At 61.6% G+C, this 16348-nt stretch carries 10 protein-coding genes and 1 rRNA gene; 4 read left to right on the top strand and 7 right to left on the bottom strand.

What is annotated here, in order from left to right; genetic code table 11:
• The 3 genes from UB23_RS04695 to UB23_RS04685 all read right to left on the bottom strand — a co-directional run.
• Nucleotides 1-5646 (bottom strand): non-ribosomal peptide synthetase (locus UB23_RS04695; RefSeq protein WP_045058168.1); only part of this gene is annotated, 5646 nt, incomplete at its 3' end.
• Between the two features lie 182 nt (nt 5647-5828).
• Nucleotides 5829-6563, bottom strand: a complete 735-nt coding sequence (locus UB23_RS04690; RefSeq protein WP_045058167.1) for a thioesterase II family protein — start codon at nt 6561-6563, stop codon at nt 5829-5831.
• 86 nt (nt 6564-6649) lie between these two features.
• A complete protein-coding gene (locus tag UB23_RS04685) occupies nt 6650-7819 on the bottom strand; it encodes an MFS transporter (protein WP_045058166.1) in 1170 nt (389 codons plus the stop codon).
• 185 nt (nt 7820-8004) lie between these two features.
• Here UB23_RS04685 and UB23_RS04680 point away from each other — a divergent pair, with 185 nt between their 5' ends.
• Nucleotides 8005-8805 (top strand): glucose 1-dehydrogenase, encoded by an 801-nt coding sequence (locus tag UB23_RS04680; protein ID WP_045058165.1) that lies wholly within the window; start codon nt 8005-8007, stop codon nt 8803-8805.
• Nucleotides 8798-10624, top strand: a complete 1827-nt coding sequence (locus UB23_RS04675) for a glycoside hydrolase family 15 protein (protein ID WP_045058164.1) — start codon at nt 8798-8800, stop codon at nt 10622-10624. Before UB23_RS04680 ends, UB23_RS04675 begins: the two co-directional genes overlap by 8 nt.
• 38 nt (nt 10625-10662) lie before the next feature.
• Here UB23_RS04675 and UB23_RS04670 read toward each other — a convergent pair whose 3' ends face one another.
• Entirely contained in the window at nt 10663-11646 is a 984-nt protein-coding gene (locus tag UB23_RS04670) for a GlxA family transcriptional regulator (RefSeq protein WP_045058163.1), read from the bottom strand.
• An 88-nt stretch (nt 11647-11734) separates the two neighbouring features.
• Between UB23_RS04670 and inhA the strand changes: the two genes are divergently transcribed.
• The gene (gene inhA / locus UB23_RS04665) at nt 11735-12412 is read left to right on the top strand and encodes an isonitrile hydratase (RefSeq protein ID WP_045058162.1); all 678 of its coding nucleotides are present in this window, start codon (nt 11735-11737) and stop codon (nt 12410-12412) included.
• A gap of 472 nt (nt 12413-12884) precedes the next feature.
• On the opposite strand, the gene UB23_RS04660 is transcribed toward inhA, so the two are convergent.
• Nucleotides 12885-13373: an SRPBCC family protein gene (locus UB23_RS04660; protein WP_045058161.1), complete on the bottom strand. Its 489-nt coding sequence runs from the start codon at nt 13371-13373 to the stop codon at nt 12885-12887.
• Between the two features lie 204 nt (nt 13374-13577).
• Here UB23_RS04660 and UB23_RS04655 point away from each other — a divergent pair, with 204 nt between their 5' ends.
• Nucleotides 13578-13982 carry a lysozyme inhibitor LprI family protein gene (locus UB23_RS04655; protein WP_045058160.1) on the top strand — a complete coding sequence of 135 codons (405 nt, stop codon included), beginning with the start codon at nt 13578-13580 and terminating at the stop codon, nt 13980-13982.
• On the opposite strand, the gene mrdA is transcribed toward UB23_RS04655, so the two are convergent.
• Together mrdA and rrf are read right to left on the bottom strand one after the other, a co-directional pair.
• The gene (gene mrdA, locus UB23_RS04650) at nt 13973-15865 is read right to left on the bottom strand and encodes a penicillin-binding protein 2 (protein WP_045058159.1); all 1893 of its coding nucleotides are present in this window, start codon (nt 15863-15865) and stop codon (nt 13973-13975) included. The two genes, UB23_RS04655 and mrdA, sit on opposite strands and share 10 nt — an antisense overlap.
• Nucleotides 15866-16027: 162 nt before the next feature.
• A 5S ribosomal RNA gene (gene rrf, locus UB23_RS04645) occupies nt 16028-16143 on the bottom strand.
• Nucleotides 16144-16348 lie beyond the last annotated feature (205 nt).

The raw sequence follows: 16348 nt of genomic DNA, 5'->3' as shown, positions 1-16348 counted from the left end.
AGATGTGTATAAGAGACAGATGTCGTAGAGCGGCACATGCTCGTACTCGCGCATGGCCAGGTTCATCTCTTGCAGCTCACCCAGCCATTGGCTGACGGTGCAATCAGGCTTCATCGCGCAGACCAGCGGCAGCGTGTTGATAAACAGCCCGAGCTGTTCTTCGATCCCCGGCAATGGCGCGGAACGACCGGCGACCGTGGCCCCGAATACCACGCAATCCTGGCCGGTATAACGCTGCAACAACAGGCTCCAGGCGGCTTGCAGCAAGGTGTTGAGGGTGACCTTCTGCTGGCGGACGAACTCGGCCAGACGTTGGGTCGCAGGGCCGTCGAGGGCAACGCGGTGGTCCTCGCTACCTTCGGCTCCCACCGCCGGGCCCAGGGCGTCGGCCAGCAACGTCGGCGCTTGCAAAGGTGCCAGCGCGGCCTTCCAGAAGTGCTCGCCCGCCACGGCGGACCGTTGCTGCAGCCAGCTCAGGTAGTGGCGGTATTGCCCACGGTTTTGCCCCGCCGCTGCTGGGCTAGAAGGGCCAGCGGCGTAGTGCTGGATCACTTCGGCCAGCAGCTGCGCGTTGCTCCAGCCGTCCATCAAAATATGGTGGCTGGTATAGATCAGGTGCCAGTCCTGGTCGCCCGTCTGCACGAGTTTCAAGCGAAACAACGGCGCGCTGCCCAGCTCAAAACCTTGAGCACGTTCGGCGTCGGCCAGGGCATCGGTGTCAGTCGCGTCCAGCACCTCAAGCGGCAAGGCGACCTGACGGACAATCGCTTGATGCGCGCTGTCGAGGCCCTGCCAATGGAAGCTGCTGCGCAGGATGTCGTGCCGGGTCAGCGCAGCCTGCCAGGCTTGGGCGAATCGCTGCGGGTCGAGGCCCTGAATGTCCAGGCGCAACTGGCTGATGTAGGCACCGACCTGCGGTTCATACAGGGTGTGGAACAGCATGCCCTGCTGCATGGGCGATAACGGATACAGGTCTTCGAGCGTCGCGATCGACAAGCCGTCGAGTTGCGCCTGGCTGATGCGCGCCAGCGGGAAATCCGAGGGAGTGGCCTGGGGCGCTTCAACGCCGCAGCAGTGTTCGATCAGCGCGTTGAGCTCAAGTGCGTATTCGTCCGCCAGGCGCTGGACCGTCGCCGTGTCGAACATTTCGCGACTGAAGCCCCAGCTCAGCGCCAGCTCACCGCCGTACACCTGGCCTTCAACGGTCAGCCAGTTGCCCAGGGGCGCCGATGGATCCTGGGCCACACCACTGCCTTCAGTGGAGGGCAAAAACATCGCGGCATCGTCGAACTGGCGGTCGAACTGCCCCAGATAGTTGAAGGTGATGCGCGGTTGCGGCAGTGCCGCCAGTTCTGCGCGAATCCCTTGGGCGCCGAGGTAGCGCAGCGCGCCGTAACCCAGGCCTTTGTCCGGCACGGCACGCAGTTGTTCCTTGATGGATTTGATCGACGCGCCGAGGTCTTGCGACGGCACCAGGTTGACCGGGAACAGGCTGGTGAACCAACCCACTGTGCGCGTCAGGTCGATATTGTCGAACAGGTCTTCGCGACCATGGCCTTCGAGCTGAACCAGCGTGCTGCCCTGCCCGCTCCAGCGACAAACCGCCCGTGCCAGCGCCGTCAGCAGCAGGTCGTTGACCTGAGTGCGATACGCCGCCGGTGCGTGTTGCAGCAGCTTGCGGGTCTGTTCGGTGTCGAGCCTGATCTCGAGTTTTTGTTCGAAGCGGTTTTGCAGGACCCCGGCTGGACGCTCGCACGGCAAATCGTTCGCAGCCTCACGCAACTGGCTTTGCCAGTAAGGCAGGCTGCTTTCAAACGCTGGCAGATGATCTTGCAGGCGCGCAACCCAGCGCTGATAAGTGCTGGTTTTCGCCAGCTTCCTGGCGCTGGCGCTGTAGAACTGCTGCAGGTCTTCCAGCAGCACGCGCCATGAAACGCCGTCCACCGCCAGGTGATGGATGACCAGCAGCAAACGCTGGGTGCCATCGGCCATTGCCACCAACAGCGCGCGCATCAGCGGCCCTTGGTGTAAATCCAGACTGCGTTGGGCTTCATCGCACACAGCGTTGAGCGCTTCGACCGACTGCGCCTGACGTTGCCATAATACCGATTCAGTGGTCGCTGCCGAGTAGGTCTGCTGCCAGCCTTCGGCGGTCTGTGCATAACGCAGGCGCAAGCTGTCGTGATGGCTCAGCAATTGCTCAAGCGCACGCTGCAGCGCCTCGACGTTCAACGCCTCGCGCGGCACCAGCAGCAGTGACTGGTTCCAGTGTTGCCGCTCAGGGATCGCCTGGTCGAAAAACCCCTGTTGCACCGGCGCCAACGCCACCGCGCCACTTGCCGGCCCCTGGTCAATCAGCGGCCGCTCGCCGCTGCGGGCGGCCTGGGCCAGGCTGCGAACCGTCTGGTGCTGGAACAGATCCTTGGGGCTCAGCACGATGCCGGCCTGCCGCGCGCGGCTGACCACTTGCATGGAAACGATGGAGTCGCCGCCCAGTTCGAAGAAGTTGTCTTCCAGACCGACGCTGTCGAGAGCCAACACGTCCTGCCAGATCGCCGCGAGGGACTTTTCCATGACCGTGCGCGGCGCTACGTGCTCGCGCTGTTGTTGCGAGCCATCGACGGCCGGCAAGGCCTTGCGGTCGAGCTTGCCGTTGGGCGTCAGCGGCAGTTGTGCGAGGAACAGCAGGAACGCCGGGACCATGTAGTCCGGCAGATGCTGGCGCAGCGCGGTCTTGAGGCATTCACGCAGTTTAGCTTGGGCATCGAGGTCATCCAGCAACGCCGAATCGCCGGGCACGATATAGGCGACCAGTTGCTGCCCGTTGACACCGTCTTGCGCCAGCACGGCCAACTCGCGGACGGATGTTTGCTGCAACAGCCGCGCTTCGATTTCTCCCAGCTCGATACGAAAGCCCCGCACCTTGACCTGATGGTCGATGCGCCCGACGTATTGCAGCGCACCATCGGCCTGATAGCGGGTCAGGTCGCCGGTGCGGTACAGGCGCTCGCCGTTGCTGGCGAACGGGTTGGGCACGTACTTTTCGGCGGTCATGCCCGGGCGTAAGAGGTAACCACGGGTGATGCCTGCGCCGCACACGTACAGCTCGGCGGATACCCCTTGCGGCACGGGTTGCAGGTCGGCGTCCAGCAAATAGCTGGCGCTGTGCTTGAGCGGTCGGCCGATGTTCGCGCGGCCACCCGCCTCACGGCGAGTCCAGGTGGAATAGGTGGTGTCTTCAGACGGGCCGTACAGATCGTATACGTGCTCCACGCCCGGTTGCTGGTACAGCGCCTCGACCAGGCTTTGCTTCAGCGGTTCGCCCGCGAGGTTGATGATGCGCACGCTCGACGGAATCTGCCCCTCGCGCTGCAAGGCATTGATGGCCGACGGTACAGTGTTGATCAGGCGCACCTGATCACGGGCCGGGAGTTGCGGCAGTTCCAGGGCGTTACGGGCAATGATCAGCGAGCCGCCGTTGGCCAGGGTCACGAACAGCTCCCAGACTGACAGGTCGAAGCACACCGAGGTCGACGCCAGTACGCCCTGAATATCTGCGTGGCTGTAGACCGATTTCGACCAGTCGATCAGCGCCAGCACGTTGCGGTGGGTGATGGCGACGCCTTTGGGTTTGCCTGTGGAGCCGGAGGTGTAGATCACGTAGGCCAGGTTGTCCGGCGTGACGCGGGTGACCGGGGCGCTGGTCGGGTAGTCGGCGACTTGCAAATCGTCCATGAGCAGCACTTGGGTGTCGGTGGATACGGCCAATGTCGCCGCAACCGATGGCTCCGTCAGCAACACCAGGGCGCGGCTGTCTTCAAGCATGTAGGCGACGCGTTCGGTCGGGTAATCCGGGTCCAGCGGCACATAGGCGGCACCGCTCTTGAGTACGGCGAGCAGCGCGACCAGCAAGTTCTCGGAACGTTGCATGGCCACGCCGACACGCACTTCCGGGCCAACGCCCAGGGCGATCAACCTGTGAGCCAGGCGGTTGGCCTGGGCATCGAGTTGGGCGTAGGTCAGTTGCCGGGTGGCGAAGGTCACTGCCAATGCGCCGGGGTCTGCCGCGACTTGCCGGCTAATCAGTTCGTGAACGCACAGCTCTTGCGCGAATGCTTCGTCAGCGCGATTCCAGTCATGCACGATGCGCTGGTATTCAGTGGTTTCCAGCATTGGCAATTCACTGATGCGCTGCCGGCAATCGCTGACCATGCCCTGCAGCAAACGCGTCCAGTGCTGCGCCATGCGCGCGATAGTCGGGGCGTCGAACAGGTCGTTGGCGTAGGTCAGCGCAGCATGCAATCTGCCGTGCGTTTCATTGCTGTTGAGTTCATAAGTGTCGAGGGTCAGGTCGAACTGGGTGGTGCGCCCTTCCCACTCGATCACCCCCAGAGCCAGGCCGGACGCAGTGCTGACGGTGGAGATGTCTGCGACCTGCGGCTGGTGGTTGTACATCACCTGGAACAGCGGTGTGTGACTAAGGCTACGCTCGAGCTTGAGCGCTTCGACCAGGCGCTCGAACGGCAGGTCCTGGTGGGCCTGGGCGCCGAGGGCGGTTTCCTTGATGGCGCGCAGCAAGTCGTCGACCCGGGTCTGACCGTCCAGTTGGGTGCGCAGTACCTGGGTATTGACGAAGAAGCCGATCAGGCCTTCGATCTCGGCGCGATTGCGGTTGGCAATCGGCACGCCGACGCGGATGTCGGTCTGCCCGGTGTAGCGATGCAGCAGCGCGTTAAAGGCGCCCAGCAGAAGCATGAACAGGGTGATGTTGTGTTGCTGGGCCGTGGTTCGCAGTTGCTCGGCCAGTTGCGGGTCGATCGCGAACTCGTAACGGGTGCCGCGATGGCTGGGCAGCGCCGGGCGCGGATGGTCGGTGGGCAGCTCCAGCACCGGGTGTTCATTGCCCAGTTGCGCCTGCCAGTAGGCGAGCTGCCGCGCCTGCTCGCCCGCTTCCAGCCAGCGCCGCTGCCACAAGGCGTAGTCGCTGTACTGGATCGGCAATGGCGGCAGTTGCGGCTGTACGCCGGCTTCAAAGGCGTCGTAGCAGCGGATGAATTCGTCGATCAGCACGTTCATCGACCAGCCGTCGGACACGATGTGGTGCAGGGTCAGCAGCAGGACGTGTTCCTGTGCTGCGAGCTTGAGCAAGGTGACTCGCAGCAATGGGCCGCTGGATAGATCGAAGGGTAATTGCGACTGCTGCCCGGCGGCGTTCGCGACGGCGAGTTCTCGCTCATCGGCGGATAAATGGCTGAAGTCGACCTGATCGATGGCCAGCGACGCAGAGCCAGGTACTTGCCGCAAGCTGTCATCGGCCTGGCGCTGGAACAGGGTGCGCAGGGTTGCGTGACGCGCCACCAGACTGGCGAAGGCCTGCTCCAGTGCGCCCAGGTCCAAATGCCCGCTCAGACGCACCGCCCCCGGCAGGTTGTAGGCGCCACTGAGGGGATCCAATTGCCAGAGAAACCACATGCGTTGCTGGGCGTAGGACAGCGCCTGGCGATCTTCGGCTTCGACGCCGGCAGGAATCGGGAACCGGGCGAAATCAACACCTTCCTTGTCCAAGGCCGCGAGGAACATCTGGCGCTTTTCCAGGGGCAACCCGATAAACCGGCGAGCAAGTTTCAAGGAGTCTTCAGCGTTCATTTCTTGGTATCCGGATCAGTGGCGGGAAGCACAAAGGCACGTCGTCCCTATAAAACGAATGCAGACCGGAAAAATTAGCGAATGAGAATAACTATCAGAGAGACGAGATTTGATGAGGAAAGTGGCTGCGCGGCAAACCAAAATGTGGAAGCGGGCTTGTCCGCTCCCACAAAGGCGTTGCATCAGACGCTGGCGACGATGGCGTGTCGGCGGTGGTGGATGTCGAGTTGATCCTTGATCAGCTTCAGCACCTTGGCCTCGTGTTCATGGATGAAGAAATGGCCACCGGCAAGCATGTCCACCGAGAAACTACCGCAGGTTTCCCTGCTCCAGCCAATCAACTGTTCGGTGCTGGCGCGATCGGCCTTGCCACCGAGGACATGCACCGCACACTTGAGCGGCGCACGCTCGACAGGTTCGAAGCGGCCGCACAGCAGGAAGTCGGCGCGCAGCACCGGCAAGGTCAGGCTCATCAACTCTGCGTTGGCCAGGACTTCCTCGCTGGTGCCGTTGAGGCTGCGCAGTTGCTCAATCAGCTCGGCATCGGATTTGGGCTCGGCGAAACCCCGGTCGTAGTCGGCGCGCATCGTCGGTGCGGCGGTGCCCGAAGCGAACAGCGCTACGGGTTCCGGGCTACCCAGCGAACGCAAGGCATGGGCCATTTCACAGGCCAGCAGCGCGCCGAGGCTGTGGCCGAACAAGGCATACGGAGCCTTGAGAGTAACCAGTTGTTCCTCGGCCAATTGCCGCGCCAGGCGGCGCATGTCGGTGTGCAGCGGCTCGCCAAACCGTGCACCGCGTCCCGGCAGTTCCACCGGTTGCAGCTTGATCCACTCCGGCAGCTTGCGCCGCCAGCGGCTGTAAACCATGGCGCTCGCGCCTGAATAGGGCAGGCACAGCAATGTCAGCTGGGTCACCGGGCTCACCTCGATAGTTGTCTGGTTGGAGAACGTATGAGGCGGGCGGTGAATTAGTCGGCTAGCCATCGCGAGCAAGCTCGCGCCTACAATTTGCGGAAGCTCTGGATGGCCGAGCCCAGCACCACGGCGCCAGCCGCAATCGCCACCCAGAACCCGCTGGGTGCGCCAAATGCGTCCACCAGCCAACCCGAACTGGCCGCACCAATGGCCACGCCGATGCTCAAGCCGGTGACCAGCCAGGTCAGGCCTTCGGTCAGCTTCGCCGGGGGCACGATCTGCTCAACCAGAGCCATGGCGACGATCAGGGTCGGGGCGAAGAACAGCCCGGCGACGAATACCGCCAGGGACAGGCCGAGGATGTTGGTCGCCAGCAACAACGGCAAGGTCGTCACCGCCGTCGCCACGCCGCCGTAGAGGAACAGTCGCGGCAGCGGCACTTTCGAACGCAGTGCGCCGAACGCGAGCCCCGCCATGCACGAGCCGATGGCGTACACCGAGAGCACAATACTCGCCGTCGCCGGCTGGCCCTGATACCGGGCAAACGCCACGCTGACCACATCGATCACGCCGACAATAGTGCCCATGGCAACCATCAGCAACACCAGCAACCGCAGCTCGCCGGAGCGAATGATCGAGCCCTGGTGGTGCGCTTCGTGGGGATGAATCGCAGGTTCGGTCGCCCTCTGCAGGACAAATGCAGTCACGCCGATCGCCAACATCAGCAACGCCGCCAGCGGCCCGGCTTCAGGGAAGACCACCACGCATAATCCCACCGACAAGGGGGGCCCGACGATAAAGCACACTTCATCGAGCACCGACTCCAGTGCATAGGCGGTTTGCAGCTCAGGCTTGCCGCGGTACACCTCGGTCCAGCGTGCCCGCACCATGGCCGACATGCTGGGCATGCAACCGGCCAGCGCCGCGAACAGGAACAGTGTCCAGTGCGGGGCCTGCAGTCGAGTGCAGAGCAGCACCATCAGCAGCGCGCCGCCACCGATCAGCGCCGACACCGGGAGGATGCGGCGCTGGCCGAAACGGTCCACCAGACGGGAAACCTGTGGTGCGCAAAAGGCAGTGGCCAGGGCAAAAGTCGCCGCCACCGCCCCAGCCAGGCCATAGCCCCCCTGTAACTGCGAGAGCATGGTGATCAATCCGATGCCGGTCATGGAAATCGGCATGCGCGCGATCATCCCGGCCAACACGAAGGCTCTGCTGCCTGGGGCCCTGAACAGTTCGCGGTAGGGATTTGCCATGGTCTGACTGTCTCTGGAAGGGAGTGCAAATTGCCATAAGGCGGGGGGCGGGGAAAGCGCTGAATTGTTGATTGAATGTTAAGGCCCCAGGATCAAAAGATCGTCCGATCTTTTGATCTGCTGGTGAACTCTTGAAGTCCGAAACCAGTCAGCTGATAAGGCCCTCAACTCAAGGCGCTAACCCTATGCTGATATCCCTGAACCAACAGGTCGCCCTCATCACCGGCGCCAGCTCCGGCATCGGTGCCGGCGCCGCCAAGGCCCTGGCCGCTGCCGGTGCTGCCGTGGTGCTCAACTATAACTCCCAGGCCGCCCCGGCTGAAGAACTCGCCCGGCAGATCAACGCGCAAGGCGGTCGCGCCATCGCCATCGGCGCGGACGTTGCCAAGGAGGAAGACGTCGAACGACTGTTCGCACAAACCCTCGAAGCCTTCGGCTCGCTGGATATCCTGGTGGCCAATTCGGGCCTGCAGAAAGACTCCTCGGCAGTAGACATGAGCCTCGCGGACTGGAACCAGGTGATCGGCGTGAATCTTACCGGCCAGTTCCTGTGTGCCCGCGCCGCCCTGCGAATTTTCAATCGACAGGGCATTCGCGAAGGCGTGTCCCGGGCCGCCGGAAAAATCATTCACATGAGTTCGGTGCACCAGCGCATTCCCTGGGCCGGCCATGTCAATTACGCCGCCTCCAAAGGTGGCGTCGACATGCTGATGCAGAGCCTCGCCCAGGAAGTCAGCCACCAGCGCATCCGCATCAACGGCATCGCCCCGGGCGCGATTCGTACCGCTATCAACCAGGCAGCTACTGAGGGCGCCGCTGCACAGGAACTGCTCAAACTTATTCCCTATGGCCGCATCGGTGACGTCGAGGACATTGCCAATGCAGTGGTCTTTCTCGCCTCCGATGCCTCTGACTACATCGTCGGCACCACCCTGTTCATCGACGGCGGCATGAGTCTCTATCCGGAGTTTCGCGGCAATGGCTGATCATCATCCCGAACGACAAAGCGCTATCGACGCCCACGGCATCATCGGCGACATGCGCAGCGCTGCACTGGTCAATGATCGAGGCAGCGTGGACTTTTTCTGCTGGCCGGAATTCGACAGCCCGTCGATCTTCTGCTCGCTGCTGGACACCCCCGACGCCGGAATTTTCCAGCTGGCACCGGACTTGCCGGATGCGCGTCGGGAGCAGATTTACCTGCCGGACACTAACGTCCTGCAAACCCGCTGGTTGAGCGACCACGCGGTGGTCGAAGTCACTGACCTGTTGCCGATCGGCGACAGCGAGGACGACCTGCCGGTGTTGATGCGCCGGGTTCGCGTTGTCAGCGGTCGGGCGACCTTTCATATGCGCTGCGCTGTGCGACACGATTACGCCCGCGCCAGCACTCGCGCGCAGATGGCTGATCAGGACGTGGTGTTCGAGGCGACCGACCAGCCTGCCCTGCGCCTGTCCTCGGATCAGGTGATGCGCATCGACGCGAACGCAGCCGTAGCGCAATTCAGCCTGGAACAGGACCAGAGCGCGCAATTCATGCTCGGCGGCGTGGATGACCCGCGCTTTGAACAGGGCGCGGCGGACATGTGCATGGAGCGCACCCTGAAATTCTGGCGCGACTGGAGCGGCCAGTCCAATTACCGAGGCCGCTGGCGGGAGATGGTCAATCGTTCGGCCCTGGCGCTGAAGCTGCTGACTTCACGCAAGCATGGCGCCATCCTTGCGGCCGCCACCTTCGGCCTGCCGGAAACACCTGGCGGCGGGCGCAACTGGGACTATCGCTACACCTGGATCCGCGACGCCTCGTTCACTGTCTATGCGTTCATGCGCCTGGGTTTCGTCGAAGAGGCCAATGCGTACATGGGCTGGCTCCGTGGACGGGTCAGCGATTGCCGCGGCAAGTCGATGAAGCTGAACATTCTCTACGCCGTCGATGGCCGTCAGGAACTGCCGGAATCCGAGCTGTCCCACCTTGCCGGCCATGGTGGTGCAACGCCGGTGCGCATCGGCAATCAGGCTTACGACCAGGTGCAACTCGACATCTTCGGCGAGCTGATGGACGCGGTGTACCTGGTGAATAAGTACGGCGATGCGATCTCCCACGAGGGCTGGAAGCACGCGGTTGAGGTGGTCGATCAGGTCTGTGAAAACTGGCAGCACAAGGACGTCGGCATTTGGGAGATGCGCGGCGAACAGCATCATTTCCTGCACTCGCGATTGATGTGCTGGGTTGCGCTGGACCGGGCCATTCGCCTGGCGTCCAAGCGCTCGCTGCCAGCGCCTTTTGCGCGCTGGGATGAGACCCGACAGGCCATTTATGCGGACATCTGGGACAATTTCTGGAATGAAGAGCGGGGTCATTTCGTCCAGTATATCGGCGGCACAGCCCTGGATGGTTCGATGTTATTGATGCCGCTGGTGCGTTTCGTCAGCGCCAAGGATCCCCGCTGGCTATCAACCCTGCAGGCTATCGAGAAAACCCTGGTGCGTGACGGCATGGTCTACCGCTATCGTAACGAGGATGCAGGAATTGACGGTCTGGAAGGCACTGAAGGTGCATTCGCAGCGTGCTCGTTCTGGTACGTCGAATGCCTGGCCCGTGCAGGCCAGGTGGAGAAGGCGCATCTGGAGTTCGAGCAGCTGCTCAGGTACGCCAATCCGCTGGGTTTGTATGCCGAAGAGTTCGACACCCGAGGGCGGCACCTGGGCAACACGCCGCAGGCCCTGACCCATTTGGCGTTGATCAGTGCGGCAAGCTTTCTCGATCGCAAGTTGAGTGGCGAAAAGAATTATTGGCAGCCATGATGAAGGCCTAAACCCCGAAGAAGCCCCCCAAGCCACGCTCAGGGCATTACTGGATCTGCTGCAGCGCTGATGCAAAAGCGTTCCCGATAGGCTTGCGGAGTGACCCCCATCGCCCTCAGGAAACTGCGCCTGAGGGTCTCTTCGCTACCGAACCCGCATTGCATCGCCACGCGCTTGATCGGCACACCGGTGTCGCTGAGCAACCTGCGCGCCGTTTCCACTCGAATCGAATCAATCGCCCGGGCGGGGGTCTGGCCGGTGTCGGCGCGGTAGTGGCGAACGAAACTGCGTTCGCTCATGCCGGCCTGGGCGGCGAGTGTTGGAATCCCCAAGTCCAGGGGAAGATTTTCGCTGATCCAGGCATGAAGTTCGTCAAAGCGGTTACCTTCTTTTTGCAACGACAAGGTCACGCTGAATTGCGACTGGCCACCGGGACGCTTGAGAAATACAACCAGCTGGCGGGCCACTTCCATGGCCATCTCGCGACCGAGGTCCTGTTCGACCATCGCCAGCGCCAGATCAATGCCGGCAGTGACGCCGGCCGAGGTCCACACCGGGCCATCGTTGATGAAGATCGGGTTGGGCTCCACCCGCAGCAACGGATGCTGCTGCGCCAACTGTTCGCAACGGGTCCAGTGAGTGACTACCCGCCGGCCATCGAGCCAGCCACTGGCGGCGAGCAGAAAAGCCCCGGTGCACACCGAGGACACTCGCCGGCAAAGGGCTCCGTGCCTGCGCACCCAGCTCACCAGTGCAGGGTCCTGAGCCGCTTCATACACGCCCCAGCCGCCGGCGATGATCAAAGTGTCGCTGGCCGACTGTGGGAGCGGTTCAGTTAGCATGGCCAACCCGGCAGAGGACATGACCGCCCCGCCACCGCTGGCGATCACCGTCGGTGCGTAGGGCGCTGGCAGGCCTTGCTGGCGCACGATGTCATTGGCCGAGGCAAACACTTGCAGCGGCCCGGTGACATCGAGCAACTGCACCTTGGGGAACGCGAGCACATGAATGACTTTAGGCATATTGGCGTAATTCGTGGGTTGATTGGCGTATGCGCCACATCCTAGGAGGCTAGAGTGAAGCCGTCCACCCACTTCATGAGAAATCACCATGGCGTTGCAGATTGGTTTTCTGTTGTTCCCACAGGTCCAGCAATTGGACCTGACCGGGCCTTATGACGTGCTGGCGTCCCTGCCGGACGTACAGGTGCATCTGGTCTGGAAGGACCTGGCGCCAGTGACCGCAAGCACCGGGCTGGTCTTGCAACCGACTACGACGTTCGAGGACTGCCCGGCTCTGGATGTGATCTGCATCCCCGGCGGCAGTGGCGTCGGGCCATTGATGGAGGATGAGGTGACGTTGGCGTTCATCAAGGCCCAGGCCGCCAATGCACGGTATGTGACGTCAGTGTGCACCGGCTCCCTGGTACTCGGCGCGGCGGGCCTGCTCAAGGGCAAGCGCGCCACCACGCACTGGGCCTATCACGAATTGCTCAAGCCTTTGGGGGCTATCGCGGTTCAGGACCGTGTGGTGCGCGACGGCAACCTGCTGACCGGCGGCGGGATCACGGCGGGTATCGATTTTGCCCTGACGCTGGCTGCGGAACTGTTCGATGAGGGCACTGCGCAGTTGGTACAGTTGCAACTGGAATACGCTCCCGCGCCGCCCTTTGCTTCGGGCAGCCCGCACACTGCGCCGGCTGCAGTGCTGGAAGACGCCCGGCGCCGTGCAGCGCCATCGCTTGAGCAGCGAACGCGGATTACCGAGCGGGCCGCCGCCAGGCTGTAACCTCTTATTGTAGGAGCGAGCTTGCTCGCGAAAAATGAATGAACGCCGCGGGGTATCTGGCTTTCCGCGTTATCGTCGGAACGCAGCCCGGAACAAGCTCGCTCCCGCAGGGATCGCAGAGGCGCCCATCGTCGAACGGCCGGTTTTTTACAGACGAAAAAAAACCCGCCGAAGCGGGTTTTCCCAAGACCATGTCGACTCCCTGTCGATAGCGTTCCGTGCTGATGGTCGATCGTCCCTGATCCCGAGGCACTTCCTGTGTCTCGGTTGATGGGGTCAGAATACGCATCGGATCCAAAATTTAACAGACGATATCAGTACCATAGCGTGTAGGACATTCGCTATAGCTGCTAGCGGGGAACCCTTGGCGCTCCCCTCGCTGAAAGCTGCAAGCCTGGGACGCGGGGGTGATGACAGTTCTGCATCACCCAACTGGGCCCGGCGCTTCAACCGTGCCAGAACCTGCGGGCATCTACTCTTGCTGGGGTTGCGGTGCCTTGTGGCTGATTTTGAGGAATTCCTCGATATTGTTCATCTGCTCATCCCAGCCCCGGCTGTCCATGCGGAATGCCTTGAGACGGCGCTCCTGGGGGATGTGATCGAAGCCGGACTCGGTGACCTTGAGCAACGTGCCGCCATCCATATCTTCCAGCTCGAACAACACCAGGGTGGTCGGCTCCTGGGAATAATCGATGTGCGGCTCCACGGCGTAGGGATGCCAGCGAAACGAGAACACCCGCTCCGGCTCAACTCGCTCCACGAGTACGTTCCACAGCAGGTGCTCATAACCGGGGTAAGTGATCTGCCCCTGGGTCCACTCACCGGCGACAAACCGCTTGCCCTCCAGTGCCACGCCAAACCACTGGCCGAAGGCTTCGGCATGGGCGATTACGCGCCAGACCTGCGAACGCGGGGTCCTGAGCAGGATTTTCCTTTGGATACGATCTGATGCTGGGTTCATAAGTCACCTCCTGTAATGAACAGTAGGCCTGTAAGACCACAAGACCAACCTTAAAGTTGTACCAAGCGCATGCTGTAATCAACCCATGGCGCTCATTCGGCTGGGAAATGACTGCAGCGCAGCGGCTTTTGCGCGACCGGTAACCGACTTCGCCGGGGTTCGCTACACTGCCCTTCTCTTTAAGATGTCATAGCGAGAACTCCCATGTACTCACGCTTTCTCCTGGCGCTGACGCCCCTGCTGTTTACCCACCTGGCCCTGGCCGCAGATTGCGATAACGCCACCGACCAGGCGACGATGAACCAGTGCGCCACCCAGCAGAACAAGGCAGCGGACAAGGAACTGAATGCGCTGTACCAGCAGATTACCGGGCGGCTGAAGAGCGATCCGGACCGCAAGAAGCTGTTGATCGGCGCGCAGCGCTCGTGGATTGGGTTCCGGGATGCGGAGTGCAAGTTTTCAGCTTCGGGGGTGGAAGGTGGGAGCGTTTACCCAATGATCTACGGTAATTGCATAACAGAGCTGACCCGCGCACGGGTGGAGACTTTCAAGAATTATTTGAAATGCCAGGAGGGCGATATGGGGTGTCCGGTGCCTGGTCAGACGTGAGGATCCCCGGGAGCCTTGCTCGGCGTGGCGTATTGCGGCTTGAGATGGCCCTCCTGATCGAGTAACCAGGCGTCCATGATCTGCCGCACCACCGGGCCGGCGACGCGACCACCGGCTTCACCGTTTTCAATCATTACCGAGATGACAATCTTCGGGTGCTCGGCTGGGGCGAAGCCGACGAACAAGGCATTGTCGCGGTTGCGTTCCAGCGTCTTCGCCCGGTTGTAGCGCTCGCCTTGCTTGATGGCGACCACCTGCGCGGTACCGCTCTTGCCGGCGATGCGGTATTGCGCGCCCTGCGCGGCCGCTCGGGCAATCCCTCGAGCGTCGTGCATGACCATCTGCATGCCGTGGTTGACCTGCTCCCAGTCCCGGGGATCCTTGAGCAGGATATTCGGCATCGGGTGTTCGTCTACCGGGGCGACACCGTCTACGGTTCTGGCCAGATGTGGCCGGTTCCACACGCCTTTGTTGGCGATCAAGGCGGTGGCCTGAGCCAGTTGCAGTGGCGTGACCTGCATATAGCCCTGGCCGATGCCGAGGATCACTGTCTCGCCCGGGAACCAGGGCTGGCGACGCGTAGCGCGCTTCCACGCCTGGGAGGGCATCAGGCCGGCAGACTCTTCGAACATGTCCAGCGAGACCTTTTCGCCAAGCCCGAACATGGCCATGTAGTCGTGCAGGCGATCAATGCCCAGCTTGTGGGCCAGGTCGTAGAAATACGTATCGTTGGAACGCATGATCGCTGCGTCCATATCGACCCAGCCGTCACCGCTGTGATTCCAGTTGCGGTACTTGTGATCGAAGTCCGGGAGCTGATAGTAGCCGGGGTCGAAGACGCGGGTCTGGGGGGTGACTACACCGGCATCAAGGCCTGCGATGGCCACTTCAGGCTTGATGGTTGAGCCGGGGGCGTAGAGACCGCGTAGCACGCGGTTGAACAGCGGCCGGTCGATAGAGTCGTGCAGCGCGGCATATTCCTTGAAGCTGATGCCGGTGACAAACAGGTTGGGATCGAAGCTGGGTTTGCTGACCATCGCCAGCACTTCGCCGGTTGCCGGATCAAGTGCTACCACGGAGCCGCGGCGGTCTCCCAATGCTTGCTCGGCAGCTTCCTGCAGTTTGACGTCAAGGCTGAGCACGATGTTTTTGCCGGGGATCGGATCGGTGTGCTTGAGCACCCGCAACACCCGGCCCTGGGCATTGGTTTCGACTTCTTCATAGCCTACGTGGCCGTGCAGCTGCGACTCGTAGAATTTTTCGATGCCGGTTTTACCGATCGACTGGGCGCCACGGTATTCAACCGTATCGAGCACCTTGGACTCTTTCTCGTTGATTCGTCCCACATAGCCGATGGAATGTGCGAAATGGGCGCCCATCGGGTAATGGCGAACAAACTGTGGTTCCACATCGATGCCCGGCAAGCGGAACTCGTTAACTGCAAGCACCGCGATCTGCTCTTCGGTGAGCTCATAGAACAACGTGACCGGCACGAACGGGTGCCGCACCTGCTTCATAGCCTTGTCGAACAGCGCGCGATCCTCGATCGGAAGGTGCAGGAGGTTGACCACCTGATCCAGCTCGTCTTTGACGTCTGTGGCGCGTTCACGGGTGATGGTCAGGTTGAAGCTGGGACGGTTGTCCGCAAGCACCACGCCGTTGCGGTCGTAGATCAAGCCACGGGTCGGGGTGATCGGGAGGACATGGACGCGGTTGTTTTCCGAGATCGTCGAGTGGTAGTCGAATTCGAGTACTTGCAGCACATACAGGCGCACAACCAGTGCGCAGGAGATCGCCGCAACGAACAAGGCGCAGGCCATGAGTCTCCTGTTGACCAGGCGCGTCTCTTTTTCGTGGTCTTTGATCGGTATCGGTTGGGGCATTTCTGCAGGAGCTCTATGGATATGAAAAGAAGTGCCGGTCCATAGGCGTTGCTAGCAGTTCCTTGAAAAACGAGGTGCACCTTACCAAAAAGTGCCGAAGATTTCCTGCGGACAAAAACAAAACCCCTACCTGCATACGCAGATAGGGGTTTCGGAATTTAATCTTGACAATGACCTACTCTCACATGGGGAAACCCCACACTGCCATCGGCGATGCATCGTTTCACTGCTGAGTTCGGGATGGGATCAGGTGGTTCCAATGCTCTATGGTCGTCAAGAAATTCGGGTACTGAGTCGCGGCCAGCTGGCCTCGCTTCAGCAAATTGGGTATGTGATAGCTTTCGGTGTTTGCAAGCGTCGAACTTTCGGTTCATTTCGTCTTCACACACCGCAATCTGGTGCTCGTTAGAGCAAGCAAATTGCTTGGGTGTTATATGGTCAAGCCTCACGGGCAATTAGTATTGGTTAGCTCAACGCCTCACA

It is taken from the genome of Pseudomonas sp. ES3-33 (assembly GCF_000952175.1).
GTDB classification, from domain to species: Bacteria; Pseudomonadota; Gammaproteobacteria; order Pseudomonadales; family Pseudomonadaceae; genus Aquipseudomonas; species Aquipseudomonas gregormendelii.
The sequence above is the reverse complement of the archived record's forward strand: the minus strand, read 5'-3'. Positions and strand labels throughout refer to the sequence as shown.